The following is a 21,503-nucleotide window of genomic DNA, read 5'->3' on the forward strand; positions in this document are numbered from 1 at the left end:
CCACAACCACCCTCGGGAGACCCAGATGACCGGAACGGCACGCGGCCGCGACGTCACCCGCCTGCTGGCCGACTTCGGCCACGACGTCCCCACGCTCGGGGCGGAGCCGACACCACCCAAGGAGGCCCGCCTCTTCCGCCACCAGCCCCGCCGGGGCGCCCGTGCCGCCGGCCGCGGCTGGGCCGCCGCCAGCGCACCCGTGACCGCCTACCGGATGACCTCGGACCAGGCGCCGGTGTTCTGGCCGTTCATCGCCGGACCGGGCCTGCCGCCGACCGGGGCGCAGATGGGCATCGACATGCTGTCCGGGTCGGCGTTCCACGCCGACCCGGTCGGGTGGGTCCTGCGCGACGACATCCCGGTCACCAACGCCAACGTCGTCTGCATGGGCAAGCCCGGCACGGGCAAGTCCGCCACGACCAAGGCGTTCTGCCTGCGGATGACCGACTTCGGCTACCGCATCCTGATCCTGGGCGACCCCAAGGACGAGTACGAGCGGCTCTGCCGCTTCTGCGGCGTCACTCCCTTCGCGCTCGGACCCGGGATGCCGGCACGGATCAACCCCCTCGGGCTCGGGCCGCTGGCCCATGGGTGGGCCGACCTCAGCGCGGAAGCAGCCCGCAGCCGCAGCGCCGTCGCGTTCACCCGGTGGCTCACCCTCGTGCGTGCCCTGGTCGGCAGCCAGCGCATCGGCAGCGAGCGGGTCCCGTTCGGTCCCAGCGAGGAGACCGTCGTCAAGACCGCCCTGGAGGACCTCACCGGGTACGGCACCGGGAACACCACCCTGACCGAGACGACGATCCCCAAGCTGTGGCACTACCTCGACGCTCCCACCGACCGGCTCATCCAGCAGTGCCGCTACTCCAGCCGCCAACACTTCCTCGACCAGACCCGCCTCCTGCGCGACGCCCTCGGCCAGCTCGTCTCCGGCGCCCTGGCCGGCCTCTTCGATGACCTGACCAACATCGACGTCGACTGGCGAGCCCCCATCCAGTCCCTCTCCCTCTCCAGGCTCAACCCCCTGGGGGACGAGGCAGTCGGCACGGCCCTGGTGTGCCTGAACAGCTGGGGCCGCGGGATGCGCGAGATCGCCGACCCCGGAGACCTGCGCGTCGTCGTGCGCGACGAGGTGTGGAAGGCCATGCGGCTGGGCGTCGAGGCGGTGAAGTCGCTCGATGAGGACCTGCGCCTCTCCCGCGGTGTCGCCGGCCGAGGCGGCGACATCCAGTGGCTCAACGCACACAAGCCCTCGGACATGCTCACCGTCGGCGACCAAGGCTCCCAAGCCGCCAACATCGCCCGCGACCTGATGCACCTGGCGGACGTGAAGATCCTCCACGGCCAGAAGCAGGGCGTGGCCCGCGAGCTCGACGACATGCTCGGCCTGGGTGACCAGGCCCGCGAGGTGATGACCGGGTGGGCGATGCAGCGCAAGGGTCGGGCCCTGTGGCTGGTGGGGGAGCGTCCCTACAAGGTCGAGACCAGGCTGCACCCCCTGGAGGAACACCTGACCTGGACCAACGAGGCGCTCGAGGGCGCGATCTGACGACAGTGCCACCGTGAAGAAGATCCTGCTCCCGGCCCTGCTGGTCGCCATCCTGGCCATCGGGGCACCCATGCTCCTGGTCGCGATCACCGCCGCCGGGACCGCCGCCGCCGTCCAGGCCACCAGCTGCGCCGCTGCCGGCGCCCCCGTGGCAGGAGCGTGGCGCCCACCCTTCCACCAGGCCTACGCCGTCGGCTCCCGCGGCTTCGGGATCAGGTTCCACCCGATCGAGCGCATCTGGAAAGAGCACACTGGTCAGGACCTGACCTCCCTGCCCGGGCCCGGCCCGGTCGTCGCGGCCGCAGCCGGCACGGTGGTCAGCGCCGGCACCGCCGGCGGCTACGGCAACCTCGTCGTCCTCGACCACGGCGGCGGCATCCACACCGCCTACGCCCACCTCGCCCGGATCAACCCCGACGTGCGCGCCGGGGCGGCCGTACGCATCGGGCAGCCACTGGGCCTGGAAGGCTCCACCGGCAAGAGCACCGGGCCCCACCTGCACTTCGAGGTCCGCCGCGATGGCAGCGCCATCGACCCCATCCCCTTCATGCTCGAACGCGGGGCACCCCTGAACGGGGTGGCCGTCGCACCCACCCAGGAACCCGGCGCCGCACGGCCTACCCCCCGCGAGTCCCCGCCCGGCCGCGGGTTCGACCTGCCCCCACCCGGCACCCCACGCCTGGCGTCCCTGACCAACACCCCGGCGCCGATCCCCGCCGACGTCAAGGCGCTGTACGTCGCTGCCGCGAAGCGGTACTCCCTGCCGTGGACGCTGCTGGCCGGGATCGGGATGGAGGAGACCGCACACGGCGCACACACCGCCACCTCCAGCGCCGGCGCCCAGGGCCTCATGCAGTTCATGCCCGCCACCTGGGCCAGCTACGGAGTCGACGGCGACGGTGACGGCCGCGCCGACATCCACAACAACGCCGACTCGGTGTTCTCCGCAGCCAACTACCTCACCGCCTCCGGGGTCGCTGAGGGAGCCGACGGCGTGCGCAAGGCCCTCTTCGCCTACAACCACGCCGACTGGTACGTCAACGACGTCCTGCACTACGCAGCCGCCTACGGCGGCGGAAGCGTCCTCGCCCAGCCCAGCGACTGCACCAGCAGCCGGCGAGAGGGTCCCCCCGCAGCGGCTGCAGCCGTCTCCGACACGCCAACCCGACGTGCCACCACCACGGCAGCCGATAACTGAGGCTAGATATCGACAGTTATAGACGAGAGGAGTTGGCCGTGGACTCACGGATCTACACACCCGGTGCGGGCCACCAGCCACCGGTGCTCGCCGGGCGCGATGACCTCATGCGTGACTGGCGGCTCATGCTCAACGACACCGGTGCCCGGGGGAGGGTCGCTGCGGTCGACACCATCCTCGTTGGTCCTCGCGGGGTAGGGAAGACCGCACTGTTGAAGGCCTACGGGCACGAGGCCGACCGGCACGGCTCGATCGTGCTGTCCGTGCAGGCGGTGCAGGGCGGGGAAGGGCTGATCGGGTCCCTAATGCAGCAGGCGCGCACACAGACCCAGGCCGAGGCCGGGCCCTGGCGTCGTGCGCGTGCAGCATTCGAGAACGTCGCCGGCGTCAACGTCTCTGTCGCCGGCTTCGGTGGCGGTGTGTCGATGCGAGAGCCCGCCACCGAGGCCGCGCACCCCGACGCGGGGATGCTCGCCGCCGCTCTGGCCGGCCTGGCCGCGGAGGTGGGTAAGGACCACCCCGGGGCAGGGCTGCTCATCACCGTGGACGAGCTGCAGGTTGCCCCCCACCGCGACCTCGCGCTGCTCGCCGCGACCTTGCACCGCCTCAACGTCGACCACCCCGAGGCCAACGTCACCTTCGCCGCCACGGGCCTGCCACTGACACCCTCGGTCCTGACCGCAGCCGGGGTCACCCACCCCGACCGCCTCTTCTCGGTCCAGGACATCCCCCTGAACCTGACACCGCCCGATGCCCGGTACGCCCTGGTCGAGCCCGCCCGCGACCTCGAGGTCACCTGGCAGCCCGACGCCCTCGACCGGGTGCTGGCCGTCACCAACGGCTACCCGGCCCACCTGCAGCTGCTCGCCGACCGGGTCTGGCGCGCCGCCCCCGGCCCGGACACGGTCACCCTCGCCGACGTCGAAGGCGCCCTCCCGCGCCTGGCCGAGGAGCTGGAGATGCGGACCTTCGGCCCCCGATGGGACCGGATGAGCGACCGGCAGGCAGAGTTCCTGACAGCCCTGGCGGTCCTGGGAGGGCGCGCCGCCATGGCCGAGCTGGCCACAGCACTGGGACGGGCCAGCACCGACCTGAGCTGGTTGCGCGACCAGCTGCTCAAGGAAGGCGACATCTACGTCCCGCGCTATGGGCAGGTCGCGATCGCCGTCCCCCTCTTCGCCCCGTTCGTCCTGGCCCGCTACCCCCAGGACCGCCGCACCGGTCAGGAGAGCGGCATCCGCAGCCTCGAGGAGCTGCGCAACAACAGCGCCACGGGCCAGGACGGCCCCCATCCCGGGAAGGTCACCAGGCCCAACCCCGCACGACTGGACCCTCCGGGTGGCCCCGGGCCGCGATCACCGCCCCCGCCGCGCTGACCCCACACCACGGACCGGCGGCTTAGGGAGGACGAACAGCCACCGAGCACCCGGAGGTCCTCCCATGCAGCGCTCCCGCAGAACCAACCCGCACCCCTTCACCTGGGAGGTCCCCGTCGCAGGGACCGCAGTCCTCGCGGTGGCGTTGGTGCTCGGCGCCCAGGCTGGCCGCTCGGTCGCCAACCTCCTCGCCGGCAACGGGTGGGCCTTCGTCAGACGCGAGGACCTCTTCAGCACCCTCGGCGGAGTCCTGCAGGGCGACCCCTCGGCAGGCCTGTCGGGGATCGCCACCCCCGCAGGCCGCACCCTCCTGTGGGTCTGCGTCGGGCTGGTGGAGCTGCTGGTCCTCCTGACGTGCGGCGCGGCGGCCACGTGGGCGCTGCGCCGCTGGGGCCCGGGGCGCCTCAAGGGCATGGCGACCCCGGCGCAGGCCGAGGCCCTGCTGGGCCGGACCCGGCTACGCCGCCAGGCCAAGGTCATCCGGCCCGACCTGTACGGCGGGACGCGGCGGGACCCGCGATGAGACGACTACGCCCCACCGACGTCGGCTGGCAGCTCGGCAAGGCCCGCGAGCCCCGCGCAGGGCAGCTGTGGGTGCCCTGGGACCGCACCGCCGGCGTGATCGGGCCGCAGGGGTCCGGCAAGACCCTGGACCTTCTCACCCCGGCGCTGATCAACGCACCCGGTGCAGCACTGACCACGCTAACCAAGGTCGACGACCTCCTGCTGACCTTCACCGCCCGCTCCAGCGGCGACCGTCCCGCCGTCGCCCTCGACCCGTTCGGTCTCGTGCCCGGACTGCCGGAGGTGGTGTGGGACCCCATCCGCGGGTGCGTCGACCCGCTCGTGGCCGAGCGCCGCGCCAAGGCCTTCACCGCCGGAACCGTCAAGGGAGCCGTCGCCGGCGGACACGGCGACGACTCGGCCCGCTTCTACGCCGCCGAGGCCGCCAAGGTGCTCCAGGGCTACTTCCACGCCGCAGCCCTCACCGGTCGCAGCCTCGAGGACGTCCTGCACTGGGTAGCCAATCCCGTCGCAGCATCAGCGCCGCACGAGATCCTGCGCGCCCACCCCCACGCCGCGTCGTTCTGGGCCGGGCTGCTCCACGGCGCGCTGCACGGCGACGACCGCACCGCCGGCAACACGGTCACCACCGTGCAGCAGGCCATGGCCCTGTTCTTCCAGGAAGACACCCGCCGCCGCTGCGTCCCCTCCCCGGGACGGCCCGTCACCGACGTCGTCGACGTCATCACCCGCGGCGGGACCTTCTACCTCCTCGGCCGGGAGGACCCCTACGCCTCGGCGTCCCCACTGATGACCGCCTTCACCGAGCACGTCCTGGACACCGCCCTCGAGGTCGCCAACACCACACCGTGGGGCCGGCTCTGCCCGCCCTTCCACGCCATCCTCGACGAGCTGCCCTCCACCGCACCCCTGCCGACGCTGCGCACCCGCATGGCCAACGAGCGGGCGCTGGGCATCTCGTTCCTGTGGGCCGCCCAGGCCTGGCCCCAGCTGGCCGCGGTCTTCGGCGAGCAGGAGGCCCGCACCCTGGTCAGCCTCACCAACAACCTCATCGTGTTCGGCGGCTCCAAGGACGTCGCGTTCAACCGGGAGATCTCCGACCTCCTCGGCGAGGTCCGCATCTCCCGCACCTCCTGGCAGTCCGGCCGGATGGGTGGCCGGCAGCACTCCGCCGACGACATCGCCATCCTCACCGGCGCCGAGATCCGGCAGATCAAGGAACGGCACGCCCTGGTCCTGTCCGAGAACGGCGCCCCGATCATCGCCCACCTGCACCGCTGCATCCAAGGCAAAGCAGGCCGCCAGCTCCTCGCCGACCAGGCCCGCCTTCGCGAGCACGTCAGCATCAGCCAAGGCCACTCCGTGGACCCAGAAGCCCGCGCCACCGCCGCGCTGGTCCAGGCCCGCAGGCACGGCCTGACCGCCGACAACGACACCGAGCCGGCATGAGCGAACACACCCGCACCGGACGCGGCCCACGCCCGCAGCCCGTCCTCGAAGGGTTCCCCCGACCTGGACGACGCGTCGAGCACGCCTACCGCGAGCTCAACGTCGCCCTCTACGGCGACGACACCGAGAAGAAGGCCCTAGGCAACCCCGCCGCCCTCGCCCGCCCCTGGGACCCCCCGACATGCATCGACCCCGAGCTACGCGCCGAAGTCTGGGACTGGCTCGACAGAGTCGCCACCTGGATCAACCACGAGTACGTCTGGGACCCCACCGCCATGATCCCGCCCTGCTGGCCCAAGCACCCCCACCTCGTCCACGAGATCGCCGTCATCGCCGACCTACGACGCCGCGCCGGCCTCGCCCTCACCTCCGAAGCACTCGAAGAGTGGCACCGCTACGCCCTGCCCGCCTTCACCGACCGGATGCGCCAACGACTCAAAGCCCAGTGCGAGGATCAAGACCACCAGACCTGGCCAGCGCAAGGACGGCACAAGCGACACCTCGCCCACAACGCCGTCGACGAGCGAGGCCGCCACTTCCAGAACGACCTCAACACCCTCACCGACGCGCCCGTCCCCCCAGAAGCGCGCACCCCCCGGCTACGGCTCGTCAACCACGACCAGGTCGACCTCATCACTGGAGAAACCCTCGACTAGGTGTACTCGGCCATCACGTTGGTGACAGGCGGCTGATCGGCGGGAGTCCTCCGAGGGCGGTGTGTCGGCGTCGAGTGTTGTACTGCTCGAGCCAGGGGGCAAGGGCCGAAGAGCGTTCGTCGTTGCTGGTGAAGACCTGCCGGTAGGCCCACTCGGTCGCCAAGGTCCGGTTGAACCGCTCGACCTTGCCGTTCTGCCAGGGACAGTGCGGGCGGATGAACTTGTGCCTGGCGCCGAGGGCTGCGATCGCGGCCTTGACGTCGTTGCTCTTGCGGTAGCTGAAGTGGTTGTCGGTAATGACCCGCTCGATCGAGGTGATGCCACGCTCGGCGAAGTAGGCCGCGGCGCGTTCGATGAACTGTCCGCAGGTCGGTCCCTTCTCGTCCGGGAGGATCTCGCTGTAGGCCAGCCGGGAGTGGTCATCGACCATCGAGTGCACGTAGTCGTACCCGATGCGCACCTTCTTGTGCCGGTGGTCCACCGTGGCCGCCCGTCCCAGGGCGCGCCACCCACCGCCGGCCGGGCTCTTCCCGATCTTCTTGACGTCGACGTGGACCAGCTCCCCGGGCCGGTCCCGCTCGTAGCGGGTCGCGGTGGTCTTGCTGGCGCGAATCACTTCCCCGGTCAGCGGGTCCAACACCCTCAGGTACGGCACGTGGTGGCGGCGCAAGACTCGCGAGACGGTCCGGGCCGGGACCCCGAGCTCGGGACCGATCCAGTCCTGCCCGCGGCGATGCTGGGTGCGTGCGGCCACGATCGCGGCCTCGGTCGCCGCGCTGGTGCGATACGGGCTCGACCTCGCGCGGGAGGACCGGTCGACCAGTCCGGCCTCGCCCTCGGCGTCGAACCTGGCAACCCAACGGTGCGCGCACTGACGCGAGATGCCCATCGCCTTCGCGGCATGGGCCACCGCCCAGCCCTGCCGGCGGACCCGCTCCACGAGAAGACGACGGCCGTGGACATTGAGACGAGCGTTAGCGTGGGCCACGAGAACCTCCGGGCGGCGTAGGACCTAGACAATCCACACCTCACCCGGAGGTTCTCCTCGTCGTCAACGCCCCCGCGTCACCAACCTCGTGGCCGAGTACAACTAGGACGTGTAGCGAGGGAGTGTCCGATGAACGGTGTTCCTGGCGTTCATCTTCAGAGGCTCTCGGCGGCCGGCGTGCGTCCGCGAACGCGTTCAGCGCGGGCTTCCACCACACGGCCCATCGCGCCCGACCGGTGCCTTTGGGGTCCATACCTCGCTTCACGAGGTAGCTGGTCTTCAGCGCGGCCTGCTCGGTGGGGGGTGCCCGCACAGGCTGACCGCGCGGCGGTAGCGGGAGTGCAGTGACTCGATCGCGTTCGTGAAGAACAGACCCGCCAGGATCGGGCTCTATCGGCTGGAGGCAGGGAACTTCGAGGCGACGCGCGAGCATCGGGTCATCACCGCGTGTCGGAGGGGCAGCGGACAATGGCTGTGCTCGACCCTGAAAAAAGTCGACGCAGATTTGGGGGGTGGGCGTAGTTGGCCCACCTATGAGGGAACAACCAACGACGGAGTCGCTGGTCGTCCCCGAGAGAAGAAACAGGTATGGACTCAGAGCCAGAGAGCGAGCCGGAACTGCCTGGCGCCTCTGGCGCGCCCGTACAACAGCAGGTGCCAGAGGCGTGGCTCGTCGAGGCCGGACACGCAGATCTCGCGGACACCGTTGACCGGATGGCCGGCGACGTGGACCTCAACCTAAGCCTGGCACTGGCTGGGTACGAGGGTCGGCTCTGGGACTACTTCGCCAACGAACTGGCCAAGTACGGGTGCGCGGTCATCGCCAGCCGGATCCGCCGAAAGATCATCTTTGAACGCTGCCGGACCAAGGGCTTCGGCGGGCTCCCGACGTCCAACCGCCCCTTCACCGAGGACGAAGTAGCCGAGCTGACCTACGAGACGGTAACGAAGGCGCTCTTCCACTTCCGGCACGACGTGCTCATGAAGAGCAAGTGGGATCACCGTAGGGAGCCACTCTCCGTACGTACTTCATCGGGCAGTGCCTCATCAGGTTCCCGAACATCTACCGCCGCTGGTGGGCTGGAGAGAACCGCAATCGCGCCGTACTCACTGAAAACGACGACCTGCTGAGCGTGTACCGGGGCGCTGTCAGCGGCCCTGAACCCCGGGTCGTTGCGGGCGTGACCGCCGAGGAGGCGCTGTCCACGATCAAGGACCCCCGGGTACGGCAAGCCATGCGACTCCGGGGCGAGGACTGGACGCAAGCCCAGATCGCCGACTACTTCGAGGTGAGCGAAAAGACCGTGGAGCGCATGATCGCCAACGAGCGAGCACGACCCAAGAAGAGAGGTATCGCATGAGGAACTCGGAGATCCGAGCGAAGGTCAACAGCGGATCCCTCGGGACGCCGTCCGCGAGAGCGGCACGGCGGTCGGTTCCCGATGACACTGCGCGCCGAATCGTTGCTCGAGCACAGGGGGAGTGGAAGTCGAAAAGCATCCGCTCCAAGAAGTCTGGGGGGTGAGCAGGCGCCAGACACTTATACGCAAGCATCAGACGGTCCAACCGGTCCGCCTGTGGAGCCGCACAAGAGTGAGGCTCCCCAACCAGCAGAAGCCAGTCGAAGAGCCATCACGGGTGACATCGTGAGAGTACTCGACACCGGCCGTCTGCACGAGGGACTTGGAGGTCCCACCATGGCCAAGGGCCACGCAAGGAGCGCCATCACGGGGCGCTACATCTCGAGGGCGGCCGCCGCCCGCCATCCTCGTACCTCCGTCGTCGAGTCCGGCGGCAACAGGGGCTCGGGAACCGCACACCGGTCCGCGATCAGCGGTCGCTACGTGACCAAGGGGACTGCCCAGCGGAACCCGAACACCACGGTCACAGAGAACGGCTGACCACGTTCAGTGCTGCGGGGCGCCGGCGAGGCGCCCCGCAGCACTGGGTTCACCCGCTGAGCTTTCGTGCTGTCTTCGCGTCGTGTCTACATGACTTCAGGGAGAGCCGGCCCGGCTTAGGTCCGCGCCCGGCGCTCGACTGACTCGGACCCTCCCCCGGGTGTGACCCCGTCCCGAAGGTCAGCGGGTGATGATCCTGCTGACCCGGTGTGTCTCGGAGCCAACGAGGGTTGTCGACCCCACCTGACGCCACTGCTGGATGTGCCCGGCTCCACCGTGGTTGGTGCCAAGACACGAGCAGGTGCAGTCCTCACCCCTGGCGTTCTGGCATCTGGTGTCGCACTGCTCTGTGGAGCGGTAGTCGAGGTGCACCTCGACCTCTGGCCATCGGTCGAGGAGAGCATCCACGAGGGGAGATAGGTGGTTTCGAGCGATTGCCCAATGGCCAGCCGACCTCCTCCAGGTTGGCCGGATCCGATCACCGAGGGCTTCGTGAATCCACTGACGGTTGTCGGGTGCGTAGGGAATGCGCAGCTGTAGTCGGCCGTGGACCGGACGGATGACCGTAGGCCTCATCCCCATCGCAAGAACGTAACCGGTTCCAACTGGTGTAGCGCTGGGAGACGGACAATCGGGATGGTCAACGGCTGAAACCTGGACCGATGGCGCCGGGCCTAGCGAGAGACCTGACTGTGATTCTGCGAGGGCGATGTCGGCGGGGCTGGTGGTGATGTAAGTGCCTGGTCGGGCGCAGGATCCGTCTGACGCGACATCCGGGCTCGAGTCGCCCTGATGTCGTCGAGCTGCTGGTTTGCGACGTCGTGTGGCTCGTCGTCCCAACGGGCTACGGCGTCGGCGAGGTGGCGACGGAGCACGATACGGGGGATACCGGAGGTTTCGGCGATCGAGTCGATGCCAGCGTCCCAGCGGGACGGATGGCTGGCGGCGAGGACGGTTAGGGCCTGGCGAGCGCCGAGAATCCCGTCGAGTTGGGTGAGGCGTTCGTGGAGGAGGGCGTCGGCTAGAGGCGTGACGGCGGCTAGGGCCGTGCAGACCTCGTTAGCGCCGTAGAGGTTGAGCAGGTCGGCGGGGTCGGTACCGGGTCGTAGCGCGACGGTGGCCGGGTCGAGGTTGTGCTGCGCGAGGAGCCAGTAGTCGCGGTGGGCGGCGGTGCGGCCGGCGTCGTCGGCGTCGGTGGCGATGATCGGGTTCTGGTGGTGGGTGTGTGAGGCCGTGGCCAGCTGGCGCGACTGCTCTTCGGTGAGGGCGGTCCCGAGTGGGGCGATCCCGACGTAGTGGCCTTGGCCGGCCAGGGAGATGGCGATGGCGTCGAGCGGGCCTTCGACGAGGACGGGAACGGCGCCGGCCTCGAGGAGGTCTGGTCGGGGGGTGTAGAGCTGGGCGCCCTTGTGGAAGGCGGGGGTGTCGGGGGTGTTGAGGTACTTGGGTCCGTCGGCGTCGTCGCGGCGGCGGCCGACGAAGCCGAGCGTGCTGGTGGTGCCGTCACGTTCGGTGATGGTGATGGGCAGGACGAGGCGGTCGCGGAAGCGGTCGATGACGCGTCCGTTGCGAGTGAAGGTGGCCAGGCCGGACTCGGTGAGCTCGAGGTCGGTCGCTCCGTGGCTACGTAGGTGGGTGACGAGGTGGGTCCAGCCGGCGGGGGCGTAGCCGGGCTGAAGGTGGGGGTCGCCGGTGAGGTCGGTGCGGGTGCGGTCGGTGAGGTAGGTCTGGGCCCAGGAGCCGGGGTAGCGGGCGGTGTAGTAGTCCAGCGCGGCCTGGTTGAGCTCGATGATGCGGGCGCGGCTGACGGGGGCGGTGTCGTCGTCGTAGGCGCGGGCCAGGAGGGCGTCGAGCTCGCGCCCTTCGGGCTCGAGGACGCCGGCGTGCTGGCGGAACTGCGCGGCGAGGGTGAGGTGGGCTGCGACGGCGAGCTCGTCGAGCTCGTCGTCGGGGTGGTCCGGGTCTGCGTCGGTGTCGCAGGGGTCCGGCTCGGTGTCGTCGAGGGGGACCAGCTGCGCCCACTCGGCGTCGGTGGGTGAGAGCTCGTGGTGCTCGAGGTCGTCCTCCCAGAACGGGTTGCGCTCCTGGTCGAGGGTGTCGGTGGCGGGGTCGAGAGGGTGCTCGAGCGGGGGAGGGGGGTCGTTCTGGATGGAGATGTGCCAGACCAGGGCCTGGCACGGGTCGAGGTCGGCGTCCGCTGCCGGCGGGGTGGTGAGCAGGTCGTGGGAGTTCGCGCCGCGTGCCATGGCGTGGTCGACGACGGCGACGAGCGTGGGCCACCAGCTGGAGGTGCGCAGCTGCTCGGCCCGCTCGGGGCCGACGATGTCGGGCAGCTGGGGTGTCCAGGGGGCGATGACCTGGTGCTCGGTGCCGGCTTGGGCGGCGACGGCGGGGGAGAGGTGACGGGACAGGCGCCACCAGAGCGCGGCCGCGTTGTGGTCGTCGGGCAGTGGGCCTTCGCTCAGGGCGCGTCCGAGCAGGGCCGGCGCGTCGATCCGGGCACGGGTGAGTGCGGCGAGGCGCTCGGCGAGCAGGGGCGTGAACGGGTCCTTGCGGGACTGGATGAGCACGGTGTCGAGGGTGGGTCCCCACTCGGCCATCGCGGGTGTCCGCCCGGCGAGCAGCCGTTCCTCGAGGGTGTCTTGGTAGCGGTAGCCGGCCTTGGTGGGGTGGACCGGCCCGGTGGGGCGGCGGTCGGTGGCGTCGACGCCGTTGGCGGCGCGCCATACGGCGACGTCGGCCAGGATCTGCGGGGTGGGCCGGCCCTGGCCCTGCCGGGCCCAGGTGGGCAGGGCGGTAGCGGTCGTGGCGTCGTCGCGGACCTGGTCGCGCAGGTCGCGGACTCGGGCGGCTCGGGCGGCGAGGTAGGGGCCCCACTGGGGGTCGTCGGCCAGGTCCTCGGGGACGGCTGGCAGCCATGGGAGGGGGCCGGTGCCGGCGCTGCGCAGGCCGGTGTCGTCCAGGCGCCAGTCGAGGACGGAGGCGACGTCGGCGGCGATGTCGATCTCGCGGGAGGCCGCGGCCGCCCGCAGCTCCTCGAGGGGGTCGGTGCCGTGCGCGGAGCGCAGGATGAGGTGTGCTCGCAGGGTGGGCCAGGCCGGGGCGCGGGTGATGTCGGGGACGAGGAGGTCGGCGGTGTGATCGAGGCGGTCGATTACTGCCGGGCCGAGCCTCGCTTCGGCGGCGACGTGCAGGGAGTCGGTGTAGCGGGCGACGGCGTGGGTGAGCTGGGTGGCAGGGTCCTGGTCCTCGCGGCGCAGGGTGGTGGCCGAGCGGGAGGAGTCGTCCCGGGCCAGGACGCGCTCGAGGAGGTCGGTCGCGGTCAGCGGGTGGGTGCTCTCGGGCTTGATGACGGTGTGCTCGTCGCCGTCGCCGACTACCTCGAGGTACAGGTGGTTCTCGTGGCGGCCACGGGTGACGGCGGTGTAGGCCAGCTGGCGGGACTCGGCGCCGGTGACCAGGGTGTGGCAGCTGTCGGCGGTGACGCCTTGAGCGGTGTGGACGGTGGAGGCGTAGCCGAGCTCGACGGAGGCGGTGACGTAGCGGTGGGGGAGGCGGACGTGGTGGCCGTTGCGAAGGTGCTGGACGGTGAGCGACCCGTCGGCGTCGACGTGGCTGACGCGCCACCGGTCGCCGTTCTTGACCCAGTCGCTCGAGGTCGTCCGCAGGTTGCGGTCGTTGCTGCGGGTGATGACGGTGTCCCCGAGCGAGGCGTGGGCGCCGTCGGCCAGTGCCGCGGCGGCCGATACCGGGGTGGGGTCGGTGGCCAGCCGGTGGGCTCGGGCGCGGGCGTTGAGCTCGGCGACGAGGTCGCGGGTGGGGGCGAGCATGATGGCGTCGCGGCCGGTGGCACGGTCCTGGGTCCACGCGGTGAAGACGTCGTCGGTGATGGTCGAGAGGTCCCCGACGTGGACGCGGCCACGGTCGAGGTAGAAGCCGAGCGCTTCGGGTTGGCCCTCGCGCAGTGCCAGTGACGCGGCGCCTTCGGCGGGGTCGGTGAAGCGCATGAGCTCGCTGAGGTGGAGGCATCCGTGGGTGGCTTGGATGTCGCGAAGGACACCGCCGGCGCCGACTGCGGCGAGCTGCTGGTCGTCCCCAATCAGGCGCAGGGAGCCGCCGCGGGCCAGGACGTACTGGACGACGGTGTCCAGGGTCGGGGTGTCGGCCATTCCGGCCTCGTCGATGACGACCAGGGTGCGTGGCCCGATGCCCTGAGCCCAGGCCGGCAGGGGTTCGCGGTCGGTGTGCTGGAGGTGCCAGGCGAGCTTGGCCATCGTGTCGGTGGAGGCGTCGAGGTGCTCACCCAGGACGGCGGCCGCGGCCGCGGACGGGGCGAGGCCGACGACGTCTCCGCCGGCCTCGGTCCAGGCGTGGGTGAGGGCCCGCATGGCGGTGGTCTTGCCCGAGCCGGCCGGTGCGATCGCCAGCTGGAGCCGCGCCCCGGAGGTGGCCATCTCCCGCACCAGGGTGCCCTGGCCCGCGTTGAGGGCGAGCCCGTTGGCGGCTGAGGAGAGCATTGCCAGGTCGACGAGGTTGGCCGGGACGGCCATCCCGTCACCCAGGCCGGCCGCGGCCACGATCCGTGCCTCGGCGGCGAGCAGGTCGCCGGCGGTGTAGAGCTCGGACCCGGCGACGGTGTAGACGCTCGAGCCGTCGCTGCGCTGCAGCTGAGCGGGGACCTCGACGTCGTCGCCGGGCCGGGTCAGCGGCACCGAGCGGGCCAGGACGTCGTCGACGAGGAGGGCCACGACGCGGTCGATGTCGCCGGCGGCCAGGTCGGTGCCGCGGACCTGACGCAGCGCCTCGGCCTCGACGTGCCAGCGCTGCCAGTGTGAGCGGCGCGCGGCCATCGTTTCTAGGATCTGCACGGCGGTCTTGGCCACCCACGCGCTGTCCACGCGGGCCGCGGCACGCGGGCTGGGGTTGAGCGCCTCGGTGACCATCGCCTGCACCTGATCCGTGCCGCCGAGCGAGGCGGCCGCCTCTCTGGCCCACGTCGTGCGCTGCTCCTGCAGGCTTCGGGGTTCGTGCTTGGCGTCGCGGGTCTCCAGCGTCGCCTGCTGCGCCAGGCGGATCGACTCGATCGGGGTCGGGGGACGTCCGTGGGTGGCCTGGAAGGTCTTGGTCAGGTCCTCGCGGCGAGCCTCGATGCTGGTGCGGCGTGAGGACCACACCTGGTTCAGTGCCGGCGCGACACCGACGATCTCCCGGATGGGCCGCTTGCCGGCCTGCGGGTCCTGACGGGCCGCGAACCGCACCCCCAGGGCGGTGCGGAGGTGGTGCTCGAGGCGGGTGTTGTACGTCTCGGACGCGGCGACGGTGGCCTTGAACAGCAGACGCCCGTCGATGGCCAGCCACGCGCCGCTGTCCCTGGCCTGCACCTTGTTCGCCACGGCCACGTGGGTGTGCAGGTCGGGGTCGCCGGCGCGTGAGTCGCGGTGGGTGAAGGCGGCGGCGAGCAGGCCGCGGGTCTCGACCTGGCGGGCCCCGTGGGCGCCCTCGCGGGTGAACAGGGCGTGCTGCTCGAGGTAGGTCAGGGCGTCCTTGACGGCCTGGTGGTGGGCCTTCTCGATCGCGGCCGCGACCGACGGCGCAGCGACGGCCCACAGGGTGCTCACCGACTTCACCGGGGAGAACGTCAGGTCGTAGCCGGCCACGGCGTTGGTGCGCGGCCGGGAGTGCTTGGCGATGGTCGCGGCCACCTCCCGGGCGTCTACCGGGGCACGTCCGTGCTCGTCCCGGAAGAGCTCCACGGCGACCTCGGTGCGGATCCGGGCCCGGTCCTGCAGGCTGCCTGGCGCGTCGGCCGGGAGCCCCGCAGCCGCGTTCGCCGCGGCGACCCGCTGGGCTACCCGGCGGCGGAACTCCGAGACGTCGCCGGCGTACACGTTGAACGGCCGGCCCAACCAGCTGGCGTGGTCCTGGGCGCGCACGTCCAGTCCCGCGGCCGCGGCCTCCTCCCGCATGTGCTCGGCCAGGGGGTGGCGGCCGGCCCCGAACAGGTTGCGCATCTGCTCGGCGGTGACGATGTCGCCGGCGGCCACCCCCTCCAGGCCAGCCAGGCCCGAGCCCAGCCAAGTGCCCGGCGCCTCGCCCTTGGCGGAGTAGTACGACGCCAGGCCGGAGTGCCCACGTTCGGTGACGTCCTGGGCCGCGACCTGGCGGGTCAGGTAGTCATACCCGCTCCCGGCGGTCAGCTTGTGGATGGACATCGTCACACCATCCGTAAGCGGCGATCCTGCCGCGAAGGATCAGTGGTTGAAGCTGAAACGACCGTCGGTGCAAGAGGTGTGTGGGGCAGTGCGCTCGGGCGCGGACGGGTGGTGTCGCGGGGCGTGGGATCGCGTGGGGGGACGCCGTCGCCGGTGGGGTCGGGAGGGCGCGTGGCGGGCTGGTTGGGGTGGTGGTGACTCTTCGGCGCTGTCGGCGCGCTTAGGGGGGGTGGATGCGACCAGCGGAAGGGGTGTGTGTGATGCCGAATCAGACGGCGCGGCAGCGGGCGAGGAGGGCGGCGTTGGATGCTCAGTCGCGGCTGCGGCAGGAGCGGGCGGAGCAGGAGCGGCGGCGCAGTGGGTTGGCGGTCACGGTGGTGACGGCGCTGGCCGAGCGCGACGAGCTGATGCGTGAGTGCGAGGCGCGGGCCGGGGAGGCGCTGCGGGCGCTGACCGAGGATGAGGGCCTGACCCTGGCCGAGGCGGTGCAGTGGTGCGGCGGTCAGGTGGACGCGCGTGAGGCGGTGCGGCTGCGGAGGGTCGGGCTCGGCGCAGGGGCCGAGCCCGACCCGGGGGGGGGGGGGGGGGGGGGGGGGGGGGGGGCGGCGGGGGGGGGGGGGGGGGGGCGGGGGGGGGGCGGCGCCCGGGCCCCCCCCCCCCCCCCTCCGGGGTCGCGCACGGAGTCGGATGCGCCGGCGGCCGGCAGCGTGCCGGCCGCCGGCTGATCGAGGGCCCGTGGCGCGGCTGGACGACAGTGGGCTGCGGGCGCTGGCTGGTGCGCTCGGGCGGCCCGAGGTGGTGCAGCGGTACCGCTCCAAGGTGGTGGAGGTCGACGGCAGCGGCTGCTGGTGGTGGACGGGGGCGTTGTCCGGGCGGGGCCACGGGAGGTTCTGGCTGGGTCCACAGCGGGTGGTGATCGCGCACCGGTTCGGGTACGCGCTGGTCCACGGGGTCCAAGCCGTGGCGGCGGTGCCGGTGCTGGGCCACCGCTGTGACAACCCGTTGTGTCAGCGGGTCGGTCCGGGCCACGTGGTGGCCTCGTCATACGTCGAGAACCGGCGGGAGTGGGCGATCCGGAAGGCGATCTCCGGCTCCCCGTTGGATGACCCGCGCGGGTCACGGGCCAGGGCGCGCGAGCTGCGGGACCTGGCACGCCAGGACCCTGCCCTGGTGGCTGCGGACCTGGAACGGCTGCGGGCGCTGTACGGCGAGCAGATGGCGTTGTGGTGAGCGCAGTGCAGCGCCCGGCACGGAGGTGGCTCGCGTGCCGGGCGCTGCAGCGTGTGGCTGGGTCAGGTGCGGGTGTCCGGTGGCAGGTCGTAGGCGGTGTGGCCCTCGGCGTAGTCGGCGAACCGCTCGAGCGCGGTCGCGAGGTCGCGGGCCAACGTGGGGGACAGGCGCGCACCCTGGCCGCACCACGCCTCGAGGGCGCGACCGGTGTCGGTGAAGGTGAAGTCGCGCCCACGCTCGTCCATGAAGACGATGCCGACCCCGGCCCGGTCGTAGACGACGCCGGGGCCGGGACTGTCCGATGAACGGTGTTTCCGGCGTTCATTTTTAGAGGTTCTCGGCGGCCGGCATGCGGTCGGCGAAGGTGACGGCGAACGCGTTGAGCGCGGGCTTCCACCGCATGGTCCATCGTGCCTGCCCGGTGCCTTTGGGGTCCATGCCCCGGGTGACCAGGTACAGCGTCTTGAGCGCGGCCTGCTCGGTGGGGAAGTGGCCCCGGGCTCCGACCGCGCGGCGGTAGCGGGCGTTGAGGGACTCGATGGCGTTGGTGGAGAAGAGGACCCGGCGGATCTCGACGTCGTAGGCCAGGAACGGGGTGAACTCCTCCCACGCGGCCCGCCACAGCTTGGGGATGGCCGCGTAGGGCTTGCCCCATTTCTCGTCGAGCTCTTCGAACGCCGCCCAAGCGGCCTCCACGCTGGGTGCGGTGTAGATCGCGCGCAGGTCCTTGGCGAGCTGGTCCCAGTACTTGCGTGAGGCGTAGCGCAGGGTGGCCCGGATCAGGTGGATCACGCAGGCCTGGACGATCGCGGCCGGGAAGACGATGTTGACCGCGTCGGGCAGGCCTTTCAACCCGTCACAGACGATGAAGAACACATCGGCCACGCCGCGGTTCTTCAGGTCGGTCAGGACGTTCATCCAGAACTTCGCCGACTCCCCACCGCCCTTGCCGGCCCACAGCCCGAGCACGTCCAGGTGGCCGCCCAGGTCGACCCCGATCGCGGCGTAGAACGGCTGGTTGCCGACCTGCCCGTCGCGGACCTCGACGTAAATCGCGTCGATGAAGATCGCCGCGTACACCCCCTGCAACGGGCGGGCGCACCAGGCCTGCATCTCCTCCACGACCCGGTCGGTGATCCGCGAGATCGTGTCCTTGGAGATCGACGCGCCGTAGACCTCGGCGAAGTGCGCGCTGATCTCACCGGTGGTCAGCCCCTTGGCGTACAGCGAGATCGCGACCGCGTCGACATCGGACAGGCGTCGCTGGCGCTTCTTGACGATCACCGGCTCGAACGTGCCGGCCCGGTCCCGCGGAACGTCGATCTGAACCTCACCGGCGGCGTCGGTCAGCACCGTCTTGCCTCGCGTGCCGTTGCGGATGTTGCTGGCCCCGCGCTCGGGGGCCTGGTGCTTGGGATGGCCCAGGTGGTCAGTCATCTCCTCCTCCAGCGCCGCCTCGAGCACTGAGGCGGTGATCGACTTCAGCAGCCCGTCCGGGCCGGTGATGTCGTCGCCGCGTTCCCGGGCAGCCCGCACCAGCTCGGTGATCGCCGCCCGCTCCTTGGCCGACGCCGTCGACGAGGACGTCCGCTTCTTCGCTTCCTTGGGCATCGCGCTCCCGCCCCTGACTGTCTCGGTCATCAGTGACCAACCTTCCCGCCAGCAGCTGCCGGCGTGCTAGGCCGGAAACACCGTTTGGCGGACAGTCCCCACCACCGAATCTGGAAACCAGGCTGTAGGGCGGTCTAGTAAGAGTCCCGCGGAGTGGTGGGCTTTGAGGTCATCGATGCCTACCGGTCACCCTCGGTGAGGGCGACGGTTTCAGTGTCGTCGATGGTGGCGATCTTGGCCATGGATTCTTCGGAGAGGTAGCGGCGTTCGTCGGTGGCCCACTCGTCGTGGGTGTCGGCCAGGACGGCTCCGATGAGGCGGATGACGGCGGCTTCGTTAGGGAAGATCCCCACGACGCGGGAGCGGCGTTTGATCTCCTTGTTCAGCCGCTCCAGAGGGTTGGTGGACCAGATCTTGCGCCAGTGCTCGCGCGGGAACGCCGCGAACGCCAGGACCTCGGTCTTGGCGGCGTCCATCAGTGGCCCGATCTTGGGGTAGCGCGCGGCGAGCTCGTCGCGGACCTTGTCCCAATGCGCGGCCATTGGGGTGAGGCTGGGTTGGGCGAAGATCGTGCGGAAGACCGCTTATCTGGGGTGAGTGTTTGGGTGTCATCGACATGACTGACCGAGTGGCGGCAACCTTGGGCGCGACGTGGGTCACGCATTATCTGGGGCAGTGTGATCGACGTAGTTGCAGAGGGGTTGCCCACCTTGCTCCGTAGTTTCGCCCTCGTGATTGTGATGGTGATCGGACTGCTCATCACTGTGTGGGTGGTTTGGGCTCCTGGTCGGTAGCTGTGGTGGACGACTTGGCTGATGGTGGGAGGGCCACTGGCGCTCGGTCAGTGGATCGCGCATCGACGAGGGTCAAACAAGGGGGCGCGGTTCGTTGCGTCGGCGACGATGTGAGCGCCGTATTGGTCGTTCCGGACTTGGCGTCCGATGGTGACGGCGATCGGTTGTCCGCCGGCTGCCTTGACGGCGAGGCCGGCTGAGCGAAGTGTGCCTCCGGTGGTGTAGGTGTCGTCCAGCAGTAGAACGCGCTGACCCTCGATGGCGCCCTTGTCGGGCATCAGTTGGAACAGGTCGGCACGTGGTCGGTCGCGGCGCGTGTCGGCGTTGGATAGGCCGACCTTTTCCAGCAGGTCGAGCTCCCACACACCTTTACCTGGCCAGGTGCGAACCTTGCTGATGAGGTCCTTCATGTGGTCCCACCCCCCACGTGCAGTGGCGTGAGACGGAACGACGGTGATGACGTCCACCGGTCCCCACTTGTCCTCGATGCACTCCAGGTGGCTACTGAGGAAGGTGTGCAGGATGGAGGCGAGGGGGACATTGAGCCAGCGATGCGCGGTGTCGTTCTTAGCCCGCCAGATCGCCGACTCGAGCCGATTGCCCAGGCTGTACGAGATGGGCAGGATCCCATCGAGACCGTCGAAGCTGTTGCAGGGAAAGCATCTGGGCCATCGTCGGAGTTCTGTGTGCAGAGTCATGAAGCCGCTGGGATCGCGGACGAAAGTAGTGTCCTCGTAGGTCTTGTCCGTTCCGCCGTAGCAGCCCGCGCAGACGCCTTCGGGGATGTCGGTGCGCACGTCCAGCAAGAGCCGTTCATCCATGGCCCAGCTGAGCCAGTCTCGCGTGGTCCAGTTCGTGCTGATCGGCTTATTGAATCCGCGGTAGCTCATGACAGGTCCAAGGTGTCCTGGACGGCGGCGGGCGCGGTGGTGGCGGGGACGCTGAGATCCTCAAGGATGTCTGCGGTGGTCGACACGGTTCGGGCGCGACCTTGAGAGATCATCTTCTGGGCCCACGGCTGAGCAGTCACTAGCGATGCCAGGAGCCAGACGTGTTTGCCGTGCTCGGACGCTAGTCGGGCCTGCATTTTCGCTCCGGAGGTGCTGGAGGCTTCGATGACGGCGGTGCCCAGGCTGATACCGCTGGTGACCCGGTTTCGTCGGGGGAAGGTGTCTCGGCCGGGGGCGCGGGTGGGCCAGAACTGACTGATCACTGCGCCGTGCCTGGTGATCTGCTCAGCGAGGGTCTTGTTCTCGGCGGGGTAGCAGCGGGTGATGCCGGTACCGATCACTGCCAAGGTGCGTCCTCCGGCGTCCAGGGCTGCGGTGTGTGCGACCGTGTCGACCCCGCGGGCGAGGCCGGAGGCGATGGTTACGCCCTGCTGGGTCAGCTCGGTGGCCAGACGGCTGGCTCGTCGCAGCCCGGTGTCGGTGGCTTGTCGGGTACCGACGACGGCGACGGCGCGCTCGTCCGCTGCGTGGTGCTGTCCGAGAACGAACAGGAAGGGGGGCAGGTCGGGCACCTGCCGCAGGTTGGATGGGTAGTCCTCGTCGAGGACGGTGATCAGCCTTGCCCCGGCGCGGTGACCGGCGTCCAGTTCGGCGTCCACGCGTGCTCGCGGCTCGTCGAGGCCTCGTAGGCCGGCGTGGAGGAGGGCGGTGGCGACGGCGCGGGCCTGTGTCGTCTCTCGTGCGGGGACGTGACCGTCCCAGAGTTCGTCGAGTTGGCCGTCTCGGGCGGCGCGAGCGATCAGGCTCCAGTCCAGGCTCTTGCCGTCGATTCGGATCGCGCACAGGGTGAGGATGCGTCGGGTGGCTTCATTCATGTCGCTCTACTCTCGTGGATCTGTTCGAGGACGTGCCCAGTGTGGCATCGGGCACCGACAATCACCTATCGAGGTCGCAGATAGTGCTGAGGCGTGCACACAGGCCGCACCCCCGCCGGCAGCCGGACCATGAGGTGGTGGGTCGGCCCGCGCGGGTGTCACGGTCAGAGCGCCAGACGGAGTGCGTCCTGC

15 protein-coding genes and 2 pseudogenes are annotated in these 21,503 nt (G+C 70.5%); 9 read left to right on the forward strand and 8 right to left on the reverse strand.

The genetic code is table 11. From position 1 onward, the window contains the following. Window positions 1–25: 25 nt before the first annotated feature. The 6 genes from KMZ30_RS19245 to KMZ30_RS19270 all read left to right on the forward strand — a co-directional run bounded on the left by KMZ30_RS19245 (window position 26) and on the right by KMZ30_RS19270 (window position 6,750). Entirely contained in the window at window positions 26–1,546 is a 1,521-nt protein-coding gene (locus KMZ30_RS19245; protein WP_215520128.1) for a putative type IV secretion/conjugal transfer ATPase, read from the forward strand. A 13-nt stretch (window positions 1,547–1,559) separates the two neighbouring features. Continuing rightward, window positions 1,560–2,744, forward strand: a complete 1,185-nt coding sequence (locus tag KMZ30_RS19250) for a peptidoglycan DD-metalloendopeptidase family protein (protein ID WP_215520129.1) — start codon at window positions 1,560–1,562, stop codon at window positions 2,742–2,744. Window positions 2,745–2,782: 38 nt separating this feature from the next. Continuing rightward, window positions 2,783–4,120 carry an ATP-binding protein gene (locus tag KMZ30_RS19255; protein WP_215520130.1) on the forward strand — a complete coding sequence of 446 codons (1,338 nt, stop codon included), beginning with the start codon at window positions 2,783–2,785 and terminating at the stop codon, window positions 4,118–4,120. Window positions 4,121–4,184: 64 nt separating this feature from the next. Further along, complete coding sequence (locus tag KMZ30_RS19260; protein WP_215520131.1) at window positions 4,185–4,643, forward strand: hypothetical protein; 459 nt, start codon at window positions 4,185–4,187, stop codon at window positions 4,641–4,643. Beyond that, the gene (locus tag KMZ30_RS19265) at window positions 4,640–6,094 is read left to right on the forward strand and encodes a type IV secretory system conjugative DNA transfer family protein (protein WP_215520132.1); all 1,455 of its coding nucleotides are present in this window, start codon (window positions 4,640–4,642) and stop codon (window positions 6,092–6,094) included. Before KMZ30_RS19260 ends, KMZ30_RS19265 begins: the two co-directional genes overlap by 4 nt. Beyond that, complete coding sequence (locus KMZ30_RS19270) at window positions 6,091–6,750, forward strand: hypothetical protein (protein WP_215520133.1); 660 nt, start codon at window positions 6,091–6,093, stop codon at window positions 6,748–6,750. Before KMZ30_RS19265 ends, KMZ30_RS19270 begins: the two co-directional genes overlap by 4 nt. Window positions 6,751–6,763: 13 nt before the next feature. On the opposite strand, the gene KMZ30_RS19275 is transcribed toward KMZ30_RS19270, so the two are convergent. Both KMZ30_RS19275 and KMZ30_RS19280 read right to left on the reverse strand, forming a co-directional pair. Further along, window positions 6,764–7,738 (reverse strand): IS481 family transposase, encoded by a 975-nt coding sequence (locus tag KMZ30_RS19275; protein WP_215520134.1) that lies wholly within the window; start codon window positions 7,736–7,738, stop codon window positions 6,764–6,766. A 184-nt stretch (window positions 7,739–7,922) separates the two neighbouring features. Continuing rightward, window positions 7,923–8,101: pseudogene (locus KMZ30_RS19280) on the reverse strand (transposase); the annotation flags it as partial. A 225-nt stretch (window positions 8,102–8,326) separates the two neighbouring features. Between KMZ30_RS19280 and KMZ30_RS19285 the strand changes: the two are divergent. Further along, a complete protein-coding gene (locus tag KMZ30_RS19285) occupies window positions 8,327–8,869 on the forward strand; it encodes a hypothetical protein (protein ID WP_215520135.1) in 543 nt (180 codons plus the stop codon). A 50-nt stretch (window positions 8,870–8,919) separates the two neighbouring features. Then, complete coding sequence (locus tag KMZ30_RS19290; RefSeq protein WP_215520136.1) at window positions 8,920–9,099, forward strand: sigma factor-like helix-turn-helix DNA-binding protein; 180 nt, start codon at window positions 8,920–8,922, stop codon at window positions 9,097–9,099. Window positions 9,100–10,313: 1,214 nt separating this feature from the next. On the opposite strand, the gene mobF is transcribed toward KMZ30_RS19290, so the two are convergent. Then, window positions 10,314–15,851 (reverse strand): MobF family relaxase, encoded by a 5,538-nt coding sequence (mobF, locus tag KMZ30_RS19295; RefSeq protein WP_215520137.1) that lies wholly within the window; start codon window positions 15,849–15,851, stop codon window positions 10,314–10,316. Window positions 15,852–16,586: 735 nt separating this feature from the next. Between mobF and KMZ30_RS19300 the strand changes: the two genes are divergently transcribed. Further along, entirely contained in the window at window positions 16,587–17,081 is a 495-nt protein-coding gene (locus KMZ30_RS19300) for a hypothetical protein (RefSeq protein WP_215512046.1), read from the forward strand. Window positions 17,082–17,143: 62 nt separating this feature from the next. On the opposite strand, the gene KMZ30_RS19305 is transcribed toward KMZ30_RS19300, so the two are convergent. The 5 genes and pseudogenes from KMZ30_RS19305 to dprA form a co-directional block, all read right to left on the reverse strand. After that, entirely contained in the window at window positions 17,144–17,326 is a 183-nt protein-coding gene (locus tag KMZ30_RS19305) for a hypothetical protein (RefSeq protein ID WP_215512047.1), read from the reverse strand. Between the two features lie 82 nt (window positions 17,327–17,408). Beyond that, a complete protein-coding gene (locus KMZ30_RS19310) occupies window positions 17,409–18,692 on the reverse strand; it encodes an IS256 family transposase (protein WP_215512103.1) in 1,284 nt (427 codons plus the stop codon). 179 nt (window positions 18,693–18,871) lie between these two features. Continuing rightward, a pseudogene (locus tag KMZ30_RS19315) lies at window positions 18,872–19,276 on the reverse strand (transposase); the annotation flags it as partial. Window positions 19,277–19,533: 257 nt separating this feature from the next. Then, window positions 19,534–20,376, reverse strand: coding sequence for a ComF family protein (locus KMZ30_RS19320; protein WP_215520139.1), 843 nt, complete (start codon window positions 20,374–20,376; stop codon window positions 19,534–19,536). Further along, on the reverse strand, window positions 20,373–21,311 hold the full coding sequence (gene dprA / locus KMZ30_RS19325) for a DNA-processing protein DprA (protein ID WP_215520140.1): 939 nt from the start codon (window positions 21,309–21,311) through the stop codon (window positions 20,373–20,375). The genes KMZ30_RS19320 and dprA overlap by 4 nt, the downstream gene beginning before the upstream one ends. Window positions 21,312–21,503 lie beyond the last annotated feature (192 nt).

The sequence above is a fragment of the Phycicoccus mangrovi genome (assembly GCF_018729305.1).
GTDB lineage: Bacteria > Actinomycetota > Actinomycetes > Actinomycetales > Dermatophilaceae > Phycicoccus > Phycicoccus jejuensis.

Excerpts from the sequence above, each read along its gene's own strand:
- KMZ30_RS19265 (WP_215520132.1), top strand. The coding sequence starts at position 4,640 with ATGAGACGACTACGCCCCACCGACGTCGGCTGGCAGCTCGGCAAGGCC.
- dprA (WP_215520140.1), bottom strand. The coding sequence starts at position 21,311 with ATGAATGAAGCCACCCGACGCATCCTCACCCTGTGCGCGATCCGAATC.
- KMZ30_RS19320 (WP_215520139.1), bottom strand. The coding sequence starts at position 20,376 with ATGAGCTACCGCGGATTCAATAAGCCGATCAGCACGAACTGGACCACG.
- KMZ30_RS19305 (WP_215512047.1), bottom strand. The coding sequence starts at position 17,326 with ATGGACGAGCGTGGGCGCGACTTCACCTTCACCGACACCGGTCGCGCC.
- KMZ30_RS19270 (WP_215520133.1), top strand. The coding sequence starts at position 6,091 with ATGAGCGAACACACCCGCACCGGACGCGGCCCACGCCCGCAGCCCGTC.
- KMZ30_RS19310 (WP_215512103.1), bottom strand. The coding sequence starts at position 18,692 with ATGCCCAAGGAAGCGAAGAAGCGGACGTCCTCGTCGACGGCGTCGGCC.
- KMZ30_RS19245 (WP_215520128.1), top strand. The coding sequence starts at position 26 with ATGACCGGAACGGCACGCGGCCGCGACGTCACCCGCCTGCTGGCCGAC.
- mobF (WP_215520137.1), bottom strand. The coding sequence starts at position 15,851 with ATGTCCATCCACAAGCTGACCGCCGGGAGCGGGTATGACTACCTGACC.
- KMZ30_RS19260 (WP_215520131.1), top strand. The coding sequence starts at position 4,185 with ATGCAGCGCTCCCGCAGAACCAACCCGCACCCCTTCACCTGGGAGGTC.
- KMZ30_RS19285 (WP_215520135.1), top strand. The coding sequence starts at position 8,327 with ATGGACTCAGAGCCAGAGAGCGAGCCGGAACTGCCTGGCGCCTCTGGC.